13 protein-coding genes are annotated in these 21,411 nt (G+C 57.2%); 4 read left to right on the top strand and 9 right to left on the bottom strand.

Features of this window, described 5'->3' with window-relative positions; all coding sequences use genetic code 11:
- Positions 1 to 21: 21 nt before the first annotated feature.
- The 3 genes from glpC to glpA are packed head-to-tail and all read right to left on the bottom strand — an operon-like array spanning position 22 to position 4,068.
- Positions 22 to 1,200, bottom strand: a complete 1,179-nt coding sequence (gene glpC, locus DTA24_RS08495) for an anaerobic glycerol-3-phosphate dehydrogenase subunit GlpC (protein ID WP_008803967.1) — start codon at positions 1,198 to 1,200, stop codon at positions 22 to 24.
- Positions 1,197 to 2,456 carry a glycerol-3-phosphate dehydrogenase subunit GlpB gene (gene glpB / locus DTA24_RS08500; protein WP_049162620.1) on the bottom strand — a complete coding sequence of 420 codons (1,260 nt, stop codon included), beginning with the start codon at positions 2,454 to 2,456 and terminating at the stop codon, positions 1,197 to 1,199. The genes glpC and glpB overlap by 4 nt, the downstream gene beginning before the upstream one ends.
- The gene (gene glpA / locus DTA24_RS08505; RefSeq protein ID WP_080928969.1) at positions 2,446 to 4,068 is read right to left on the bottom strand and encodes an anaerobic glycerol-3-phosphate dehydrogenase subunit A; all 1,623 of its coding nucleotides are present in this window, start codon (positions 4,066 to 4,068) and stop codon (positions 2,446 to 2,448) included. The genes glpB and glpA overlap by 11 nt, the downstream gene beginning before the upstream one ends.
- Positions 4,069 to 4,339: 271 nt before the next feature.
- Between glpA and glpT the strand changes: the two genes are divergently transcribed.
- Positions 4,340 to 5,686 (top strand): glycerol-3-phosphate transporter, encoded by a 1,347-nt coding sequence (glpT, locus tag DTA24_RS08510; RefSeq protein WP_002913019.1) that lies wholly within the window; start codon positions 4,340 to 4,342, stop codon positions 5,684 to 5,686.
- 9 nt (positions 5,687 to 5,695) lie between these two features.
- Positions 5,696 to 6,763, top strand: coding sequence for a glycerophosphodiester phosphodiesterase (glpQ, locus tag DTA24_RS08515; protein WP_123836724.1), 1,068 nt, complete (start codon positions 5,696 to 5,698; stop codon positions 6,761 to 6,763).
- Between the two features lie 93 nt (positions 6,764 to 6,856).
- Here the strand turns inward: glpQ and yfaE are convergent, their stop codons facing one another.
- From yfaE to ubiG, 4 genes are all read right to left on the bottom strand, one after another.
- Positions 6,857 to 7,111, bottom strand: coding sequence for a class I ribonucleotide reductase maintenance protein YfaE (yfaE, locus tag DTA24_RS08520; RefSeq protein ID WP_002913017.1), 255 nt, complete (start codon positions 7,109 to 7,111; stop codon positions 6,857 to 6,859).
- Positions 7,111 to 8,241 (bottom strand): class Ia ribonucleoside-diphosphate reductase subunit beta, encoded by a 1,131-nt coding sequence (gene nrdB, locus DTA24_RS08525; RefSeq protein ID WP_004140835.1) that lies wholly within the window; start codon positions 8,239 to 8,241, stop codon positions 7,111 to 7,113. Before nrdB ends, yfaE begins: the two co-directional genes overlap by 1 nt.
- Positions 8,242 to 8,342: 101 nt before the next feature.
- Positions 8,343 to 10,628 (bottom strand): class 1a ribonucleoside-diphosphate reductase subunit alpha, encoded by a 2,286-nt coding sequence (gene nrdA / locus DTA24_RS08530; RefSeq protein ID WP_008803972.1) that lies wholly within the window; start codon positions 10,626 to 10,628, stop codon positions 8,343 to 8,345.
- Between the two features lie 344 nt (positions 10,629 to 10,972).
- Positions 10,973 to 11,701, bottom strand: coding sequence for a bifunctional 2-polyprenyl-6-hydroxyphenol methylase/3-demethylubiquinol 3-O-methyltransferase UbiG (ubiG, locus tag DTA24_RS08540; protein WP_023298017.1), 729 nt, complete (start codon positions 11,699 to 11,701; stop codon positions 10,973 to 10,975).
- A 146-nt stretch (positions 11,702 to 11,847) separates the two neighbouring features.
- Between ubiG and gyrA the strand changes: the two genes are divergently transcribed.
- The gene (gene gyrA, locus DTA24_RS08545) at positions 11,848 to 14,481 is read left to right on the top strand and encodes a DNA topoisomerase (ATP-hydrolyzing) subunit A (RefSeq protein WP_008803974.1); all 2,634 of its coding nucleotides are present in this window, start codon (positions 11,848 to 11,850) and stop codon (positions 14,479 to 14,481) included.
- Between the two features lie 131 nt (positions 14,482 to 14,612).
- Complete coding sequence (gene rcsC / locus DTA24_RS08550; protein WP_032755032.1) at positions 14,613 to 17,453, top strand: two-component system sensor histidine kinase RcsC; 2,841 nt, start codon at positions 14,613 to 14,615, stop codon at positions 17,451 to 17,453.
- Between the two features lie 45 nt (positions 17,454 to 17,498).
- Here rcsC and rcsB read toward each other — a convergent pair whose 3' ends face one another.
- Positions 17,499 to 18,149: a response regulator transcription factor RcsB gene (rcsB, locus tag DTA24_RS08555; protein ID WP_004201684.1), complete on the bottom strand. Its 651-nt coding sequence runs from the start codon at positions 18,147 to 18,149 to the stop codon at positions 17,499 to 17,501.
- A gap of 15 nt (positions 18,150 to 18,164) precedes the next feature.
- Positions 18,165 to 20,822, bottom strand: coding sequence for a phosphotransferase RcsD (gene rcsD, locus DTA24_RS08560; protein ID WP_032755031.1), 2,658 nt, complete (start codon positions 20,820 to 20,822; stop codon positions 18,165 to 18,167).
- Between the last annotated feature and the right edge of the window lie 589 nt (positions 20,823 to 21,411).

Genomic DNA, 21,411 nt, shown 5'->3' on the forward strand with positions numbered 1-21,411 from the left:
TGGCGGAGGCTGGCGCTGGGCTCAGGCGAGCGCTTGCGCCAGTACCGTCAGCGGATGCTCGCAGCGTTTGCGGGTGGACATCTCAATCTGCCACTTGCAGGTCTCGCAGTCGGTCACGACGATGTCGGCGCCGCTCTCCTCAATCTGGCGGAACAGCGGGGCGCCGATAGCCTGGGATACCGCATAATTCTCAGTTTTAAACCCGTAGGTGCCCGCGATGCCGCAGCACTGTGAATCCAGCACCTCCAGCTGCAGGCCGGGGATCAGCCGCAGCAGCTCGAGGGTATACAGCGACCAGCCCATCTTTTCCATATGACACGGGGTGTGATAGACCACCTTCAGCGGCAGCCGGCGCAGCGGTAGCGTCTTGCCGGCATCCAGCTGTTTCCAGATCCAGCGGGTGGCCAGCTCGACCCGATCGCGAAGATCGCTGTTGTCGACATCGAGGAGATGAGGGTATTCATCACGTAGCGTAAAGGTGCAGGTCGAGGAGGTGGCAATGATCGGCAGCGTGTTTTCCCGCATCGCAGCGACGTTACTCTGCGCCTGTTTACGCGCCTTGTCGAAAAAGCCGTTGGCGATCAGCGGCACGCCGCAGCATTTTTCCTTCGATAACAACTGCACGCCGGTACCCAGCGCGTTGACGACGCGGATCAGATCCTTACCCAGCTGCGGATGGTTATAGTTGACGTAGCAGCCATGAAAGAAGACCACCTGCTCAGGGTACTGCGCCTGTCTGGCCGCGAGCTGGCGGTAAGCGCGGCGGAAGGTGCCGAAGCCATATTTCGGCAGCGTACGCCGGTGATCGATTTTAAGCGCCGCGTCGAGGAGGCGGCGCACCGGTTTTAAACCGGTCGTGGCGTTGACCAGGGGGGCAAAGGGAGTGGAAAGGGTGCCCATCAGGTCTGTATGACTGAGGATGGCGTCGCGCAGGGTTGGCTTTTGCTGGCCGTACTGTGCCCGGGCGCGTTGAATGATATCGCCAATTTTCACATCCGACGGGCAGGCAACCTCGCAGCGCTTGCAGTTAATGCAGTACTTCAGCGCCTCGTCGTACAGCGCGCCATCCTTCAGACGCAGACGTTCGCCGTCCGGCCCCGCCTGTTTCGGGCCGGGATAGCGTGGATTGACCCGACTTACCGGGCAGGTGGTGGTACAGACCGTGCACTTAATGCAGCTTTCAAAACGGGTATCGTTCATGGCCGACCTCCGGCAAGGGCGTGGATCTGTCTGGCGGCGTGCAGCGCGGTGACGGCGCAGACGCCGCCGCCACAGCCGAGCTGAATGGCATCGAACCCGCCGAGCAATGAGCCGATGGCAAACAGATTATGGAACGGCTGCCCGCCCAGCACGGGGCGCAGCAGGGCATCGGTTTTCACGCCGAACCGCTGCCACGGTTGTGAGGCGAAGAAATCGCGCTGGTACCAGCTTTCCCGTGGCAGGGTCTGCTGCAGATCGAGGCCGAGGATCGGCTCGCGCACGCTATCGCGAGTGGCGACAAGACCGTTGCTGAAAAAGCTGCCGCTGGCCAGCACGGTGAAACGCGGACGCAGCGCGACATCGCCGTGATTTCGCGTCCAGACGGCCTCGACGGCGCCCTGTCGATGGCTGATTTTCACCACTTCATCGCCAGCAAGCCAGGTGCCGCCCTCGCGAATGAACTGACGCTGAAGCTGGCTATGCAGGCGCATCCCCGGCACCGAAGGCGGCAGCGTCGGCAGCAAACGCAGCGGGCAGGGCAGGCGCGTCTGCAGCCAGCGGTACAGGCGATCGTCGGCGAGGCCAAAACAGGCGGGCATGATCAGCAGGTCATGCTGCTGCGCCAGCGGCAGCAGCGCCGCATGCAGGGCCGGCCATAGATTCTCATCATCCAGTACGCGGGCGATATTGGCGGCGCGAAACTCGGTGGGGTTGTCACGCAGCACATCCAGCAGTGGTAACTCGATTTCCACCGCCGCGGCGGTAACTCCGTGTTGACCGAGCGCGGCGGCGGCGAGATGTGGCTGAAAATCAGCAAAACCGCTGATCCCCACCAGGCAGACGCCTTGCTGCGGCAGTGGCGCCAGCGGAACCTCTTGTGGTGACAACCATGCCGGGCGCAACGTCCCCAGCGGCGTCACCCGTCGGTGAGGCTGGCGCGCGTCGCCCTGCATCACCGCGCCGCAGGCGGCCAGCAGGGCTTCGGTCTGTGTCGCGTATTCGAGTACCGCCCCGGCGCCGAGCCGGGAATAAGGGTGTTCAGGAAGCTGTTCAGCGAGTTGCTGCAGACCTTGTGCGACGTCAGTAACGTTATCGCCGTTGGGCAGCGCCGAGAGCAGGTCTAACGACGCGGAGGAAAAATGCAGCGCGCTCTGCCCGCGGCTGATAATGACGCTGCGCAGGCCGTACTGATTCAGCGCCAGCCCGCACAACAGGCCGGCGAGCCCGCCGCCGACAATTGCGCAATCAAACTTCATCCTGGTGCTCCTGTGGCAGTCCGCACAGGCCGAGGTAGACCCAGCGGGTAAATTCGCTTTCGCGCAGTGCATCGCCCCAGGCGATGGGCTGAACGCCCTTCCAGCGTTCATTGAGAAACGCCGAGAGCTGGGTCAACGACTGCGCGGGGGTGGTGACGTTAAAGCGCTGCAACAGTCCGGCAGCGCGGCAGGCGCAGAGTTCCCCCTGGCAGGTGCCCATGCCAATCCGGGTGCGGCGGCGCAGGTCGAGGAGGGTGTTGACCGCCAGATTTTCCACCGCGTATTTCACTTCGCCAGCGGTAACGGCTTCGCATTCGCAGACCAGGCTACGGTGCTGGCGGCTGTCGCCAAGCCAGGCAGGAGTGCGATCGCCGTGACGGTAGACGGCCGAGCCGCGCAGCGGGGTGGGGAGGGAGATAATTTTTTGCAGGGTACTTTCCGTTGGCTCCTGTGAACCGGGCAGCGGGGTCTCGGCCGTGCTACAGGGGGTGGTGTTTCCCAGCTTACGACAGACGGCGTCGGTGGCCCACTCGGCCATCAGGCGATAGGTCATCAGCTTGCCGCCGGTGATAGTAATGAAGCCTTCCATACCGTCACGCTGGGCATGGTCGAGCAGGACGATGCCGCGGCTGACGCTGCGCCCGCTGGGATCGTTATCGCTGGCCACCAGCGGGCGGACGCCGGAGTAGGCGCGGAGGATCCGGGTGCGGCCCATGATCGGCGCCAGCTTTTCGCCTTCGCGCAGCAGGGTATCGACTTCCGCCGTCGTTACCCGGTTGTCGTCAATGTCGTCATAAGGAATATGCATTGAGGTGGTGCCGATCAGCGAGATGGTATCCCCGGGCACCAGAATATCGGCGTCGGCCGGCTTACGGCAGCGGTTGATCACCAGGTTGTTAATCCGGTGGTCAAGGATCAACAGCGATCCCTTCGCCGGGAACATGGTGATGCGCAGGTCGGCATATTCCGCAATGCGCTGCCCCCAGATCCCGGCGGCGTTAACCACCACCCCGGCGTACAGCGTGCGGGCCTGGTGAAGTTGGCGGTCGTATACCTGGACGCCACAGACGCGATCGCTCTGGCGTAGCAGGCCTGTCACTTCGCAGCCGGTAAGGATCTGCGTGCCGTGTTCGCGGGCGTCGAGCATATTGGCCGCGGTGAGGCGAAACGGGTCGATGGTGCCGTCCGGGACCTGCACCGCGCCCAGCAGCGTCGGGTTGACGGCGGGCTCCCGGCGCAGCGCGTCCTGCGGCGAGAGCAGCGTGGCCTCAATGCCGGCCTGCTGGCAGGCGGTGATAAAAGTCTGCTGATACGCCAGGTCATCTTCAGGCAGGGTAATAAACAGACCGCCGGACGGTTCGATACAGTGGCGGGCGATGCGGCGCAGGATGCGGTTCTCACTGATGCATTCGCGGGCGGATTCGTTGTCGGTCACCGCATAGCGGGCGCCGCTGTGCAGCAGTCCATGATTACGGCCGGTGGCCCCGGTGGCGATATCATGGCGCTCAATGAGCAGCGTTCGTAATCCGCGCCGGGCGCAGTCGCGGGCGATACCGGCGCCGGTTGCTCCGCCGCCGATGATAATGACCTCGCTATCAAGACGTCCCGTCATCTTCAGCTCCTCTGCTTTCGTTTAACGCCATTTAGCCACAATTCATAAGGTTATTGTTTGATTTCGAGCATATTCGCGCGTTATTTGAGCGTGTTATGTGATTTCGTGCTCACATTAGAACGTTTTGTCATATTTCTGTAACAAATTGTGCGATGTTTCACAGTATCAACTCTACGTATTGCCTACCATCGCGACCATATTTGAAGTTGGTGATTAATCTGGGATTTTGTCGTGACGTCAGTAGAAAACAGCAAGGGCCACGGAGGCTGATATGTTAAGTATTTTTAAACCCGCCGCGCATAAAGCGCGTTTGCCAGCAGCGGAGATCGACCCGCTGTATCGTCGATTACGCTGGCAGATTTTCATTGGCATCTTTTTTGGTTATGCCGCTTACTATCTGGTTCGTAAGAACTTTGCCCTGGCGATGCCTTATCTGATTGAGCAGGGCTTCTCCCGTGGCGACCTCGGTTTCGCCCTTTCCGGCATCTCCATCGCCTACGGATTTTCGAAATTCATCATGGGCTCGGTCTCTGACCGCTCGAATCCGCGCATTTTCCTGCCGGCCGGCTTGATCCTCGCCGCGCTGGTGATGCTGGTGATGGGCTTTGTACCGTGGGCGACTTCCAGCATTATGATCATGTTCGTATTGCTGTTTCTTTGCGGATGGTTCCAGGGGATGGGCTGGCCGCCGTGCGGCCGGACCATGGTGCACTGGTGGTCGCAGAAAGAGCGCGGTGGGATTGTCTCGGTGTGGAACTGCGCGCATAACGTCGGCGGCGGTATTCCGCCGCTGCTGTTCCTGCTGGGGATGGCGTGGTTTAACGACTGGCACGCGGCGCTGTATATGCCGGCTTTCGGCGCGATCCTGCTGGCGATTTTTGCCTTCGCGATGATGCGCGATACCCCGCAGTCCTGCGGTCTGCCGCCGATCGAAGAGTATAAAAACGACTACCCCGACGATTACAGCGAAAAGCACGAAGAAGAGCTGACGGCGAAGCAGATCTTTATGCAGTACATTCTGCCGAACAAGCTGCTGTGGTACATCGCTATCGCTAACGTCTTCGTTTATCTGCTGCGCTACGGCATTCTGGACTGGTCGCCGACCTACCTGAAAGAGGTCAAACACTTCGCGCTGGATAAATCCTCCTGGGCCTACTTCCTCTATGAGTACGCGGGGATCCCGGGCACGTTGCTGTGCGGCTGGATGTCGGACAAAGTGTTTAAAGGCAACCGCGGCGCGACCGGCGTGTTCTTTATGACCCTGGTGACCATCGCCACTGTCGTTTACTGGCTGAACCCGCCGGGTAATCCGGGCGTGGATATGGCCTGTATGATCATCATTGGCTTCCTGATCTACGGCCCGGTGATGCTGATCGGTCTGCATGCCCTCGAGCTGGCGCCGAAAAAAGCCGCCGGTACCGCCGCGGGCTTCACCGGCCTGTTCGGCTATCTCGGCGGTTCCGTGGCGGCGAGCGCCATCGTCGGCTACACCGTCGATTTCTTCGGCTGGGACGGCGGCTTCATGGTGATGATCGGCGGCAGCGTGCTGGCGGTTATCCTGCTGGTTATCGTGATGCTTGGCGAGCGTCGTCATCATCAACAACTGAAACAAGCCTAAGGAGCGACGATGAACATGAAACTCACCGCGCTAATGAGCGGCATGATTTTGTCCAGTTCGGCGCTGTGCTTCAGCGCCGTCGCAGCGGAGAAAATGGTCATCGCCCACCGCGGCGCCAGCGGGTATCTGCCGGAACATACCCTGCCGGCGAAAGCGATGGCTTACGCTCAGGGGGCGGATTACCTTGAGCAAGATCTGGTGATGACCAAAGACGACCGGCTGGTGGTGTTGCACGACCATTATCTCGATCGGGTGACTGACGTTGCGCAGCGTTTCCCGCAGCGGGCGCGTAAAGACGGTCGTTTCTACGCCATCGACTTTACCCTGGCCGAGATTAAGTCGTTGAAGTTTACCGAAGGTTTTGAGCCGAAAAATGGTAAGAACGTCCAAACCTATCCCGGGCGTTTCCCGATGGGCAAATCCGATTTTCGCATTCATACCTTTGAAGAAGAGATTGAGTTTGTCCAGGGGCTGAACCATTCGACGGGTAAAAATATCGGTATCTACCCGGAAATCAAAGCGCCGTGGTTCCACCATCAGGAAGGCAAAGATATTGCCGCCAGCACGCTGAAAGTGCTGAAGGAATATGGCTACACCAGCAAGCAGGATAAGGTTTATCTGCAGTGCTTTGACGCTAATGAGCTCAAACGCATTAAGAATGAGCTGGAGCCGAAGATGGGCATGGATCTCAATCTGGTGCAGCTCATCGCCTACACCGACTGGAATGAAACCCAGCAGAAACAGGCGGACGGTAAATGGGTGAACTACAGCTATGACTGGATGTTTAAGCCGGGAGCGATGGCGCAGATCGCGCAGTACGCCGACGGTATCGGCCCGGATTACCATATGCTGGTAGCGGAAGGCTCGAAGCCGGGCGCGGTGAAGCTGACGGCGATGGTGAAAGAGGCGCATGCCAGCCATCTGCAGGTGCATCCGTACACCGTGCGTGCGGATCAGCTGCCGGAGTACGCGACTAACGTTAATCAGCTCTATGACCTGCTGTATCACCAGGCGGATGTCGACGGCTTGTTTACCGATTTCCCGGATAAAGCGGTGCAGTTCCTGGACGCGAAATAAAACAAAAGGGCCGTAAGGCCCTTTTATGTTTTCCCCCTCTCCCTATGGGAGAGGGCCGGGGTGAGGGCATCAGGCCGCACACATCGACAACACTTACATCTCGATCTCAATATCGCCTTTCGCCCGGCAGCAGCAGGGCAAAATTTCCCCCGGCTGGATAAAGGCCAGCGGCTCGGTTAGCCAGTCAACCTGGCCGGAAACCAGACGCGTGCGGCAGGAACCGCAATAGCCTTCGCGGCACTGATACTCGACGTCGATATTATGCGACTCCAGCGCCGCCAGCAGGGAAGGGTGTTCATCCTGACACTCAAGGCGAGTGTCAGAGATTTTCAGGAAAATCCGCTTCATTACAGCTGGAAATTGCTCAGGTCGTCGGCATCGACTTCAGAATCGATCTGGCCGACGAGATACGAGCTGACTTCCACTTCCTGCGGCGCCACCTGGACGTTATCGGAGACCAGCCAGGTGTTGATCCATGGGATTGGGTTGGAGCGGGTCTGGAATGGCAGATCGAGGCCCACCGCCTGCATGCGGATATTGGTGATGTACTCGACGTACTGGCAGAGAATATCTTTGTTCAGGCCGATCATTGAGCCGTCGCGGAACAGATAGTCCGCCCACTCTTTCTCCTGCTGCGCCGCCAGCACGAACAGGTCATAGCACTCCTGCTTGCACTCTTCGGCGATTTCCGCCATCTCCGGATCGTCGCTGCCGGAGCGCAGCAGGTTCAGCATATGCTGGGTGCCGGTCAGGTGCAGCGCTTCATCGCGAGCGATCAGGCGGATAATTTTGGCGTTACCTTCCATCAGCTTGCGCTCGGCGAAAGCGAAGGAGCAGGCGAAGCTAACGTAGAAGCGGATCGCTTCCAGGGCGTTAACGCTCATCAGACACAAATAGAGTTTCTTTTTCAGCTCGCGCAGATTCACGGTCACGGTTTTACCGTTGACGGTGTGGGTGCCTTCACCCAGAAGATGCCAGTAGCTGGTCATTTCGATCAGCGAATCGTAATAGTGAGAGATGCCTTCCGCACGTTTCTGGATCTGCTCGTTGGTCACGATATCGTCGAACACGGTCGCCGGATCGTTGACGATGTTGCGGATGATATGGGTGTAGGAGCGCGAGTGGATGGTCTCGGAGAAGGCCCAGGTTTCCACCCAGGTTTCCAGCTCCGGGATGGAGATCAGCGGCAGCAGCGCAACGTTCGGGCTGCGGCCCTGGATGGAGTCGAGCAGCGTCTGGTACTTCAGGTTGCTGATGAAAATATGTTTTTCATGTTCCGGCAGCGCCTGGTAGTCGATGCGATCGCGGGAAACGTCAACCTCTTCCGGACGCCAGAAGAAGGAGAGCTGCTTTTCAATCAGCTTTTCAAAGATGTCATATTTTTGCTGATCGTAGCGGGCCACGTTAACCGGCTGGCCAAAAAACATCGGTTCCAGCAGCTGATCGTTTTTCGTCTGTGAAAAAGTGGTGTATGCCATTGAAGTGAGTCCTGTTGAAATGTATTGCCCGGCGGTACTGCATTGGCCGGGCCTACACAATCGTAGGCCGGGTAAGCATCGCGCCACCCGGCAAAAATAACTTAGATCTTACAAGCGCCGCTTTCGCAGCCGTCGTCCTGGATGGACGGGGCCAGGTCATCCTGAGCGTCTTCTGCGCCATCACGGGTGTTGTGATAGTACAGCGTTTTGACACCGAATTTATAGGCGTTGAGCAGGTCTTTGAGCAACTGCTGCATCGGCACTTTTCCGGACGGGAAGCGCGTCGGATCGTAGTTGGTGTTGGCAGAGATCGACTGGTCGATAAACTTCTGCATGATACCCACCAGCTGCAGATAACCGTCGTTGTTCGGCATTTCCCACAGCAGCTCATAGGCGTTCTGCAGATTTTCGTAATCCGGCACCACCTGGCGCAGGATACCGTCCTTGGACGCTTTGATACTGACGTGGCCGCGCGGCGGCTCAATGCCGTTGGTGGCGTTGGAGATCTGCGACGAGGTCTCGGACGGCATCAGTGCGGAGAGCGTGGAGTTACGCAGACCGTGGGTTTTAATGGATTCGCGCAATGCTTCCCAGTCGAAGTGCAGAGATTCGCTGACGATGCCGTCCAGGTCTTTCTTATAGGTATCGATCGGCAGGATACCCTGCGCATAGGTGGTTTCATTGAACCACGGGCAGGCGCCCTGCTCGATAGCCAGCTCGTTGGAGGCCTTCAGCAGGTAGTACTGAATCGCTTCGAAGGTTTTGTGCGTCAGGTTGTTGGCGCTGCCGTCGGAGTAGCGTTTGCCATGCTTCGCCAGATAGTAAGCGAAGTTGATCACGCCGATGCCCAGCGTACGACGCCCCATCGCGCCGCGTTTGGCGGCCGGGATCGGGTAATCCTGATAGTCCAGCAGTGCATCCAGGGCACGCACCGCCAGCACCGCCAGCTCTTCCAGCTCGTCGAGGCTGTCAATCGCGCCGAGGTTGAAGGCCGACAGGGTGCACAGCGCGATTTCGCCGTTTTCGTCGTTGACGTCTTCCAGCGGTTTGGTCGGCAGGGCAATCTCCAGGCACAGGTTAGACTGACGCACCGGGGCGACCACCGGATCGAACGGGCTGTGGGTGTTGCAGTGGTCGACGTTCTGGATATAGATGCGGCCGGTAGAGGCGCGCTCCTGCATCATCAGCGAGAACAGCTCAACGGCTTTAATACGCTGCTTGCGAATGCTGTCGTCCTGCTCGTACTGGGTGTACAGGCGCTCGAACTCGTCCTGATCGGCAAAGAAAGCGTCATACAGGCCCGGGACATCGGAAGGGCTGAACAGGGTAATGTCGCCGCCCTTCAGCAGACGGGTGTACATCAGTTTGTTGATCTGCACCCCGTAGTCCATGTGACGAACGCGGTTGGCGTCGGTACCGCGGTTGTTTTTCAGCACCAGCAGGCTTTCCACTTCCAGATGCCACATTGGGTAGAAGAGGGTCGCCGCGCCGCCGCGAACGCCGCCCTGTGAGCAGGATTTCACCGCGGTCTGGAAATGTTTGTAGAACGGAATGCAGCCGGTGTGGAAGGCTTCTCCGCCGCGGATCGGGCTGCCCAGCGCGCGAATGCGCCCGGCGTTGATGCCGATACCGGCGCGCTGGGAAACGTATTTCACAATCGCGCTGGAGGTGGCGTTGATGGAATCCAGGCTGTCGCCGCACTCGATCAGCACGCAGGAGCTGAACTGACGGGTTGGGGTGCGCACGCCGGACATGATTGGCGTCGGCAGCGAGATTTTAAAGGTCGATACCGCGTCGTAGAAACGCTTAATGTAGTCCAGACGGGTTTCGCGCGGGTAGTTCGAGAACAGGCAGGCAGCCACCAGAATATAGAGGAACTGCGCGCTCTCATAAATTTCGCCGGTAACGCGGTTTTGTACCAGATACTTGCCTTCCAGCTGCTTAACGGCTGCGTAGGAGAAGTTCATGTCGCGCCAGTGGTCGAGGAAACCGTCCATCTGCTGGAACTCTTCTTCCGTGTAGTCTTCCAGCAGATGATGATCGTATTTACCCTTCTCGACCATCTTCACCACGTGATCGTAGAGCGCCGGCGGCTCAAACTGGCCGAAGGCTTTTTTACGCAAATGGAAAATCGCCAGACGCGCGGCGAGGTACTGGTAATCCGGCGCGTCGCGGGAGATCAAATCCGCGGCGGCTTTAATAATGGTTTCGTGGATGTCCGCGGTTTTGATGCCGTCATAGAACTGGATATGGGAGCGCAGCTCTACCTGGGAAATCGAAACGTTATTCAGTCCTTCTGCCGCCCAATCCAGTACGCGATGGATTTTGTCGAGATTGATGCGCTCGGTGGTCCCGTCGCGCTTTGTCACCAGCAGACTCTGATTCATGTGGATTTTACCTGTCCGTGAAAGAAAATATCCCCCGTTTATCCACAGAAGGCCGTTGTGACTAACTCTGTGGATAAATACTATATGTAGGGGGTTGTCGATAAAAGAAACGCTATATGGTGAGTATTTTAGTAAGGAATCTTTTGAGTACAAGGGTTGATTTTGACGTTAAATTGAGGTTGCGGAAGGGTAATAATCCGCAAGTCCACGTCGCATAAGGCCTGGAGAAGAAGTCAATAAAACAGAAAAAAAAATGAAAATTTGATCGAGTGCTGATTTCTTCATCGGAAGAAATAATCACGCGGCTTGATGCCGCGCAATCATCATAAGCGCAGGTGCTGACCTCAGTCCTGTTTGGCGGTGGTATGCAACATATAGTTAACATCAACCCCCGGCGCTAACTTGAAGGTGTTGATCAGCGGATTGTAATGCAGACCGATGATATGCTGCTCTTTCAGAGTAGTCTGATCTACCCAGCTCAGCAGTTCGGCCGGTTTGATAAACTTCTTCACATCATGAGTGCCCTTAGGCACCATCTTCATGACATATTCCGCACCGACCACCGCCATCAGCCAGGCCTTGCCGTTGCGGTTGATGGTGGAGAAGAAGACCTGGCCGCCGGGCTTCACCAGCCGCGCGCAGGCATGCACCACCGACTGCGGGTCGGGCACGTGCTCCAGCATCTCCATACAGGTCACGACGTCATACTGCTGCGGATGCTTCGCGGCATGTTCCTCAACCGTTTCCTGAACATAGTCCACCTGAATACCGCTCTCCAGGGCGTGCAGCTTCGCGACCTGCAGCGGTTCGGCACCCATGTCCAGTCCGGTGACCGTCGCACCTTCGCGCGCCATGCTCTCGGCGAGAATGCCGCCGCCGCAGCCGACATCGAGGACTTTTTTACCGAACAGGCCGCCGGAGCGTTCGGCGATATAGCCCAGCCGCAGCGGGTTGATGCGGTGGAGCGGTTTGAACTCGCCCTCCAGATCCCACCAGCGCGAGGCGACGGCTTCGAATTTGGCGATTTCAGCATGATCGACGTTAGGGGCTACCGACGTTTTTTCGGCATTCATGGGCGCTTTTACTCCTTTTCTGTTCAGACCTGCGAGTATATCAGCAGCGCGCCATGAATAAACCGTATTGCTTTACCTCTATTAGCGCGGCTGTGTTATAATTTGCGACCTTTGAATCCGGGATACAGTAGAGGGATAGCGGTTAGATGAGCGACCTTGCGAGAGAAATTACACCGGTCAACATTGAGGAAGAGCTTAAGAACTCTTATCTGGATTATGCGATGTCGGTCATTGTTGGCCGTGCGCTGCCGGATGTCCGAGATGGCCTGAAGCCGGTACACCGTCGCGTACTTTACGCCATGAACGTATTGGGCAATGACTGGAACAAAGCCTATAAAAAATCAGCCCGTGTCGTTGGTGACGTAATCGGTAAATACCACCCGCACGGCGACTCCGCGGTATACGACACCATCGTTCGTATGGCGCAGCCGTTCTCGCTGCGTTACATGCTGGTGGACGGCCAGGGTAACTTCGGTTCCATCGACGGCGACTCCGCCGCGGCGATGCGTTATACCGAAATTCGTCTGGCGAAAATCGCTCATGAGCTGATGGCCGATCTTGAAAAAGAGACGGTCGATTTCGTCGACAACTATGACGGTACGGAGCGTATTCCGGACGTCATGCCGACCAAAATTCCTAACCTGCTGGTGAACGGCGCCTCCGGGATCGCCGTAGGGATGGCGACCAATATACCGCCGCATAACCTGACGGAAGTGATCAACGGCTGTCTGGCGTATGTTGACGATGAAGACATCAGCATTGAAGGGTTGATGGCGCATATTCCAGGCCCTGATTTCCCGACCGCCGCCATTATTAATGGCCGTCGTGGTATTGAAGAGGCTTACCGCACCGGTCGCGGTAAAGTGTACATCCGCGCGCGCGCGGAAGTGGAAGTGGACGCGAAATCCGGCCGCGAAACCATCATCGTGCACGAAATTCCGTATCAGGTGAACAAAGCGCGCCTGATTGAGAAAATCGCCGAGCTGGTCAAAGAAAAACGCGTGGAAGGCATCAGCGCGCTGCGTGACGAGTCTGATAAAGACGGGATGCGCATCGTGATTGAAGTGAAGCGCGATGCGGTAGGGGAAGTGGTGCTCAACAACCTCTACTCCCAGACCCAGCTGCAGGTCTCCTTCGGCATCAACATGGTTGCTCTGCACCATGGTCAGCCGAAGATCATGAACCTGAAGGACATCATCGCCGCGTTTGTACGCCACCGCCGTGAAGTGGTGACTCGTCGTACGATTTTCGAACTGCGCAAAGCGCGTGACCGGGCGCATATCCTCGAAGCGCTGGCCGTTGCGCTGGCCAACATCGACCCGATTATCGAACTGATCCGTCGCGCGCCGACCCCGGCAGAAGCGAAAACGGCGCTGGTTGCCCAGGCGTGGGATCTCGGTAACGTTGCGGCGATGCTGGAGCGCGCCGGTGATGACGCCGCGCGTCCGGAATGGCTGGAGCCAGAGTTCGGCGTGCGCGACGGTAAATACTACCTGACCGAGCAGCAGGCTCAGGCGATTCTGGATCTGCGTCTGCAGAAACTGACTGGCCTTGAGCATGAAAAACTGCTCGACGAATATAAAGAGCTGCTGGAGCAGATCGCGGAACTGCTGCACATTCTCGGCAGCGCCGACCGTCTGATGGAAGTGATTCGCGAAGAGCTGGAACTGATCCGCGACCAGTTCGGCGACGAACGTCGTACCGAAATCACTGCCAACAGCGCTGATATTAACATCGAAGATCTGATCAACCAGGAAGATGTGGTGGTCACCCTGTCGCATCAGGGCTATGTGAAGTATCAGCCGCTGACCGACTACGAAGCACAGCGTCGTGGCGGTAAAGGCAAGTCAGCAGCGCGCATTAAAGAAGAAGACTTTATCGACCGCCTGCTGGTGGCTAACACCCATGACACTATCCTCTGCTTCTCGAGCCGTGGCCGTCTGTACTGGATGAAGGTCTATCAGCTGCCGGAAGCCAGCCGCGGCGCGCGCGGTCGTCCGATCGTCAACCTGCTGCCGCTGGAAGCCGATGAGCGTATCACCGCCATCCTGCCGGTCCGCGAGTACGAAGAGGGCGTCAACGTCTTTATGGCGACCGCCAGCGGTACCGTGAAGAAAACCGCGCTGACCGAGTTCAGCCGTCCGCGTTCCGCCGGTATCATCGCGGTCAATCTGAACGAAGGCGATGAGCTGATCGGCGTCGATCTGACCTCTGGTCAGGACGAAGTGATGCTGTTCTCCGCGGCCGGTAAGGTTGTGCGCTTCAAAGAAGACGCCGTTCGCGCCATGGGCCGTACCGCCACCGGCGTACGCGGCATCAAGCTGGCGGAAAACGACAGCGTCGTCTCGCTGATTATTCCGCGCGGCGAAGGCGCGATCCTGACGGTAACGCAAAACGGTTACGGTAAACGTACCGCAGCGGCGGAGTATCCGACCAAATCGCGTGCCACTCAGGGCGTTATCTCGATCAAAGTCACCGAGCGTAACGGCTCCGTGGTGGGCGCCGTGCAGGTGGATGACTGCGATCAGATCATGATGATCACCGACGCCGGGACGCTGGTTCGTACCCGCGTTTCCGAAGTGAGCATCGTGGGCCGTAACACCCAGGGTGTGATCCTCATCCGCACCGCGGAAGATGAAAACGTGGTGGGTCTGCAGCGCGTGGCAGAGCCGGTGGACGACGAAGAACTGGATGCCATCGACGGTAGCGTAGCGGAAGGCGATGACGATATCGCCCCGGAAGCGGATACCGATGACGACATCGCCGAAGACGAAGAGTAATCGTCCCAGGTAAATGTTCTGAAAGGGCCGGGTATTCTCCCGGCCCTTTTTGCATTAAGATTGCGGCAAAGCCGGTTTACCGCTACTTTAACCCCATTCTGTTGAGTCCCTGACGGCCGAGCATCGCCACATTGAAATATCTTGCCTCGTTTCATACAACCCTGAAGGTTTCACGTTATCTGTTCAGAGCGCTGGCGGTATTACTGTGGCTGCTGATTGCGTTTGTCTCTGTGTTCTATATCGTCAATGCCCTGCACGAGCGGGAAGCCGAGATCCATCAGGAGCTCAATCTCAACGCCGACCAGGCCCAGCGCTATATTCAGCGTACGGCGGACGTGATTAAAGAGCTGAAGTACGTCGCCGGTAACCGCTTGTCGGCAGGGGACGCGGTAGCGCAAGGGCAAAACGGCGATATCGCGGTGCCCAACTTTGAACCCCTGTACCCAGATTCCGACTGCAGCGCGATGAGCAGCACCTGGCGTAATTCGCTGCAATCACTGGCGTGGTTTATGCGCTACTGGCGGGATAATTTTACCGCTGCCTACGACCTTAACCGCATCTTTCTCATTGGCAGCGATAACCTCTGCATGGCCAACTTTGGCCTACGGGACGTGCCGATTGAGCGCGATCAGGCGCTGAAAGTCCTGCATCAGCGCATTGAGCAATATCGCAACGCGCCGCAAAACGAGCGCGGCAACAACCTGTTCTGGATAAGCCAGGGCATGCGCCCCGGCGTGGGCTACTTTTATGCCCTGACCCCGGTCTATATGGCCAACCGTCTGCAGGCGATGCTCGGCGTGGAGCAGACCATCCGTATGGAGAGCTTCTTCACGCCAGGCAGTTTGCCGATGAGCGTGACGATTTTTGACGATAACGGCCAGCCGCTGATCTCGCTGGCCGGCGCGGAAGGCAAAATCCAGAGCGAAGCGAAGTGGATGCAGGAGCGGATGTGGTTTGGCTACAGCGCAGGCTTTCGCGAGCTGGTGCTGAAAAAAAGCCTGGCGCCGTCCTCTTTAAGCATCGTCTATTCCGTTTCGGTAGACCAGGTGCTGGAGCGGATCCGCATGCTCATCATCAACGCCATCATTCTCAATATTCTGACCGGAGCAATGCTGTTTGCGCTGGCGCGAATGTATGAGCGGCGCATTTTTATCCCGGCGGAAAATGATGCGCAGCGACTGGAAGAGCATGAACAGTTCAACCGCAAAATCGTGGCCTCAGCCCCGGTGGGGATCTGTATTCTGCGCACCGTCGACGGGACCAATATTCTCAGTAACGAGCTGGCGCACAACTACCTGAATATGCTGACCCATGAGGATCGCCAGCGGCTGACGCAGATTATCTGCGGCCAGCAGGTCAACTTTGTCGATGTGCTGACCAGCAACCATACCAACCTGCAGATTAGCTTTGTCCATTCGCGTTATCGCAATGAAAACGTCGCCATTTGCGTGCTGGTGGACGTTTCCGCCCGCGTGAAAATGGAGGAGTCGCTGCAGGAGATGGCCCAGGCGGCTGAACAGGCCAGCCAGTCGAAATCGATGTTCCTTGCGACCGTCAGCCATGAGCTGCGTACCCCGCTATACGGCATCATCGGTAACCTCGATCTGCTGCAGACTAAGGCCCTGCCGAAGGGCGTTGATCGCCTGGTGACGGCGATGAACAACTCTTCCAGCCTGCTGCTGAAAATCATCAGCGATATTCTCGATTTCTCGAAAATCGAGTCTGAGCAGTTGAAGATCGAGCCGCGGGAGTTTTCCCCGCGCGAAGTGATGAACCATATCTCTGCTAACTATCTGCCGCTGGTGGTACGCAAGCAGCTGGGTCTGTACTGTTTTATCGAGCCGGATGTCCCGGAGCAGATGTCCGGCGACCCGATGCGCCTGCAGCAGGTGATCTCTAACCTGCTGAGCAATGCGATTAAGTTCACCGACACCGGCTGTATTATCCTGCACGTCCAGTGTGCGGGGGATTATCTGCAGATCAGCGTCCGCGATACCGGGGAGGGGATCCCGGCGAAAGAGGTGTTGCGCCTGTTCGACCCCTTCTTCCAGGTGGGGACCGGCGTGCAGCGAAACTTCCAGGGCACCGGCCTTGGCCTGGCGATCTGTGAAAAGCTGATCAGCATGATGGATGGCGATATCGCCGTGGAAACGGAGCCGGGGATGGGCAGCCGTTTCACCATCCGTATCCCGCTGTATGGCGTGCAGAACACACCGCAGGTGACGGCGGACGGTTTCGCAGGCAAGACCTGCTGGCTGGCAATCCATAATACCTCGCTGGCGATGTTCGTCACGTCGCTGCTCAGCTATCACGGCCTGACGGTACGCCGCCATGCCGGAGAAACGCCGGACGCCGACGATGTCTTACTGACTGACGATGAAGCGCAGAGGGGCTGGCAGGGGAGTGCGATGGTCATCTTCTGCCGCCGCCATATCGGCATCCCGCAGGAGCGAGCGGCCGGAGAGTGGCTGCACAGCGTGACGACGCCGCATGAACTGCTGCCGCTGCTGGGGCGTATTTTCCACGTCGCCCTCGCCAGCGCGGAGAATAGCCGGGCGCTGATGGCGCCGGACGCGCAGATCGGTAATAACGACGACATGATGATCCTGGTGGTCGACGATCACCCGATTAACCGCCGTCTGCTGGCGGATCAGCTGGGATCGCTCGGCTACCAGTGCGTGACCGCTAACGACGGGGTCGACGCGCTCAACGTACTTAGCAAACAGCATATCGATATCGTGCTCAGCGACGTCAACATGCCCAATATGGATGGTTATCGTCTGACGCAGCGCATTCGTCAGCTTGGCCTGACGCTGCCGGTGATCGGCGTCACCGCCAATGCCCTGGCGGAAGAGAAGCAGCGCTGTCTTGAATCGGGGATGGACAGCTGCCTGTCCAAGCCGGTCACCCTCGACGTGCTGAAGCAAACGCTGACGGTGTATGCGGCGCGGGTACGTAACGGGCGGGAATAACGGGGAGCTCCGTCTCGCCGGGGCGAGACGGAGAAAACAAAGGGATTACTCTTTATCCGTTGAACTCAGCGAGACGGAGGAGAGGTAGTTCAGCAGCGCAATGTCGTTTTCCACGCCCAGCTTCATCATTGCCGACTTCTTCTGGCTACTGATGGTTTTGATGCTGCGGTTGAGCTTTTTGGCGATCTCGGTCACCAGGAAGCCTTCAGCGAACAGACGCAGCACTTCGCTCTCTTTCGGCGACAGGCGTTTATCGCCATAGCCGCTGGCGCTGATTTTTTCCAGCAGACGAGAGACGCTTTCCGGTGTGAATTTCTTCCCTTTCTGCAGCGCGGCCAGCGCTTTTGGCAGGTCGGTCGGCGCTCCTTGCTTGAGAACGATCCCTTCGATATCCAAATCCAGCACCGCGCTGAGGATCGCCGGGTTGTTGTTCATGGTCAGAACAATGATCGACAGATCCGGGAAGTGGCGCTTGATGTATTTAATCAGCGTGATCCCGTCGCCGTATTTATCACCGGGCATGGACAGATCGGTGATCAGCACATGGGCGTCCAGCTTCGGAAGATTGTTGATAAGGGCCGTGGAGTCTTCAAACTCGCCAACGACGTTCACCCACTCAATTTGCTCAAGTGACTTACGAATACCGAACAGTACGATCGGATGGTCATCGGCAATAATTACGTTCATAGTGTTCATGTATAAGGCTACCTTCTACAGCAAGCTCTTGACGTAAGCGTCAATGTCGCTGATATATTTTTCTATGCCTTGCGCATCCTTTTCGCGAATCAGATGCTCAAGCGTTTCACATAACTGCTTGCCGGGTATCAGATTAAGCATAGCAAATGCCCCTTTGAGGCGGTGGGCGGTTTGCGCCAGAGCAGCAAAATCGCCCGCTTCGATTTCAGTATACAATCTCTGAACATCATCCGGTACCGTATCGGCAAACAGTGCGTAATAGCCGCTGGCATGGAGTTCGGCGTTACTCTCGTTTCCTGAGGTGGCGGGCTGAACCGCCTCCTCCGCCAGCTGCTGCTCAATAAGCTGCAGGATAGCCTCCTGCATCGCCGTGCTAATATTAAAGTTGACCCGCAGTTGTCCCGGGCCGATCTTGCGTATCCCGACCTCATCATCGCTTAAAAGCAAGCCCGAAGCAGTAAGATTAGACGGATTATCCGTTAAATACAGATCGAACGCTTGACTTGTCGCCCGATCGTCCGGCGTGATGCACGACGCCCCCCAGCTCTCCAGCTGGCGGGTGACAATTCGCCGCACTTCACTGGAAGTCACATCCAGCAGGACGATAACGTCATCCAGCAGATGTTCGCCCGCCTCTGGCGCCTCTTCGCTGGCCGGCATTTTCAGGTGCAGGGTATAGCGCGTTCCCAGCGACTCCCGCGCTTTGATGGTCAACTGCCCACCCAGTTTGCGCGTCATGCGGTCGCACAGCCAGAAGGTGAGGGCGTTCGCCTTGCCGTACAGATCGCTCTGGGTCTCGTTGAGATACGGGAAGTGCAAATTGTCGATCTCGTTTGCCGAGACGCCGTTGCCAGTATCCAGAATGCGGAAGGTCAAACGATCGCTGGCCGACTCGTCCTGGCAAACGTCGAGGGTGATCTTGCCGATAGGCGTGGTGGTGATGGAATACTGGATTAACAGCACCAGTGTGCGTCGCAGGGCTTCACGGTCACCGTAGCGCTGCTCACCGGCAGGGAGCGCGTTATTGATCAGCAGCTGCAGACCCTTGCGCTTCATCGCCGGCAGAACTTCCGGTACAACGTCATCGATCAGTTCCTGAACCGAGAACAGCGCCTGGCTGGTTTTCCAGGTGTCGCTTTCCAGCAGATTGGCGAGCTGAATGTCATCGATCAGTTTGACCAGCTCATCGGCATGCTGCGCCAGCGTCCGGTTCTCTGTACTGCTGAGCGCCGCCGCCTCTGCCGCCAGGTTCAGCGCGGGCTGCTTCAGGGCGCTGCCAATATGCTGCATAAAGGCCGCCCGCCCCTGCTGGTTTTTCTCATACAAGCGCTGGGCCTGCTTGAGCTTTTTATTGACCAGCACTTCGCGGTCCTGGTCTCGGATAATCAGGATCTGCGTGCGCGGGGCTACCTGGCTGCGATACTGGCGGATTTCATACTGCTCATTATTGACGGTAGCCTGAATCACCCCCTGATGCTGGTCCGCCATATTGGTGATGTTCTGCAGATTCAGGTGCGGAAGCAGATGGTCGGCAATAGGGTTGCTGATAAGGGTTCGGTTGGCTTCCTGATCGTGAACCAGTAGCCCCAGCGGCAGCAAAGAAACAATTTCTTCATTTATAGCGCGCAGCAGACGCAGTTCGCTGTTGGCGGCGGAAGGGAGCCCGGCGCCAGACGGACTGCTGCGTCCTTTAAAGTGACGAAAGGTGGTAAAACCAAACAGCGCCAGCGCCAGCAGGCCAATGTTGAGCAGCAGCGGCAGAAGAATATTCTGCAGGGCGGCCAGCAGCATGCTGCTCAGCGGTACCGTCCAGAGCAACTGCATACCGGTAGTGCTGATATCGGTGGCGATGTCGATCTGCATGCCGTTAAAGGTGATCCCGATATGGTCGGTCGTCTCTTTGTCAGGATTGGTGGCAAGGTTTTGCGACGGGTCTGGCTCGATACGGAAGCTGTCCAACGCCATGCCCGGCGGGATCAGATCGTTAATCGGCAGGTCGAAAGCGACCACCGTGGCCAGATGTCCAGGCTGGTTGAAGGTGGTGCGTAACGTAAAGTAGTGCGCGTTCTGCCAGGCGAGATGGCGCAGCGGCGAGAAGGTCTCGCGCTCATCAAGGGTATTGGCCTGCAGCAGCATCTCCGCGCGCCGGGATTCCACGACGCTACTGATCGTTGACTCTTTAAAGCTTGAGGAGAGGTCCTTCAACGGCAGGGTTGAGACCAGAATCAGGCTATTATCCAGACCATTGAGATAGTACATCGACCATGGGATGGTTTCCGCACCCCACAAAATATCGAGATAATCGGACATTTTCTGCGTCATCTCGAGGGTCGAGCTGTCGTGGGAGCCAAAAATCAGCGCTTCGGTTTTACGCCGGGGCTTCTCAAGGTAGTAGACGTCCTGTTTTAAACGCGTCTCCTGCAAGCCACCGCTCGCAGCGTTAGCCGAGGTCGCGGCGATATTGTCGTAGATCTGCCAGGTGGCATAGCGCCAGGTGTCAATGCGCTGGTGCAAGGCGTGGGAGACATCAACCACCTGATAGCTCTTCTCTTTCAGCCAGGCATTGACGGCACTTTGAATCATCACCCCCATCGTCGCCAGCAGGACAATAACCATCAAAATGAAGAAGCGGCTGATGTTGCCGGGGATCAGGGAGAATTTTTTCGGGGTCATCTTGTGGCTGAACGACTCATCATTGTTTGTAAACAGGATGTAGCGCCAGAGTAACTGGCAACAAAGCAGATGCTGCAGGCAGTATAAAGGCTAATGGCGTAAATCCATACTACAGAATGGTGCCAGCGGCGCGATACTCTCCAGGAATTATCTTAGAATCGAAGCGCCAATGAAACCGCGCCAACAACGCTGACCAGTCGCGATATTGACAAAGTACAGGCGGAAGAATCGCACGAAATAACAAGACATTGGCTGAATAAGGGCAATTGACAGGCTAATTGATTGATTAATAGTCGTTAGGGAATTTTTTGCCGTAGCACAGATAAATTAAAGTTGTGTAAAGAAGGGTAAAAAAAACCGGATGCGAGGCATCCGGTTGAAATAGGGGTAAACAGACATTCAGAACTGAATGACGGTAATAAATAAAGTTAATGATGATAGCGACTGTTATTTTAGTCACCAATGATAGTTTTGTTTTACCATTCAGTGCTATAGAGTTATTTGTGTGTATGTGATTGATTGTGAACCAATAAATATTTTTTTTGATTATTAGTGCGTATTTCCCAGACCATTTTGTGGTGCAAAAAGT

Source organism: Klebsiella sp. P1CD1 (assembly GCF_003790505.1).
Lineage (GTDB): Bacteria > Pseudomonadota > Gammaproteobacteria > Enterobacterales > Enterobacteriaceae > Klebsiella > Klebsiella variicola.

Coding starts and splice junctions, on each gene's coding strand:
- glpC (WP_008803967.1), bottom strand. CDS start 1,200: ATGAACGATACCCGTTTTGAAAGCTGCATTAAGTGCACGGTCTGTACC.
- glpB (WP_049162620.1), bottom strand. CDS start 2,456: ATGAAGTTTGATTGCGCAATTGTCGGCGGCGGGCTCGCCGGCCTGTTG.
- glpA (WP_080928969.1), bottom strand. CDS start 4,068: ATGACGGGACGTCTTGATAGCGAGGTCATTATCATCGGCGGCGGAGCA.
- glpT (WP_002913019.1), top strand. CDS start 4,340: ATGTTAAGTATTTTTAAACCCGCCGCGCATAAAGCGCGTTTGCCAGCA.
- glpQ (WP_123836724.1), top strand. CDS start 5,696: ATGAACATGAAACTCACCGCGCTAATGAGCGGCATGATTTTGTCCAGT.
- yfaE (WP_002913017.1), bottom strand. CDS start 7,111: ATGAAGCGGATTTTCCTGAAAATCTCTGACACTCGCCTTGAGTGTCAG.
- nrdB (WP_004140835.1), bottom strand. CDS start 8,241: ATGGCATACACCACTTTTTCACAGACGAAAAACGATCAGCTGCTGGAA.
- nrdA (WP_008803972.1), bottom strand. CDS start 10,628: ATGAATCAGAGTCTGCTGGTGACAAAGCGCGACGGGACCACCGAGCGC.
- ubiG (WP_023298017.1), bottom strand. CDS start 11,701: ATGAATGCCGAAAAAACGTCGGTAGCCCCTAACGTCGATCATGCTGAA.
- gyrA (WP_008803974.1), top strand. CDS start 11,848: ATGAGCGACCTTGCGAGAGAAATTACACCGGTCAACATTGAGGAAGAG.
- rcsB (WP_004201684.1), bottom strand. CDS start 18,149: ATGAACACTATGAACGTAATTATTGCCGATGACCATCCGATCGTACTG.
- rcsD (WP_032755031.1), bottom strand. CDS start 20,822: ATGACCCCGAAAAAATTCTCCCTGATCCCCGGCAACATCAGCCGCTTC.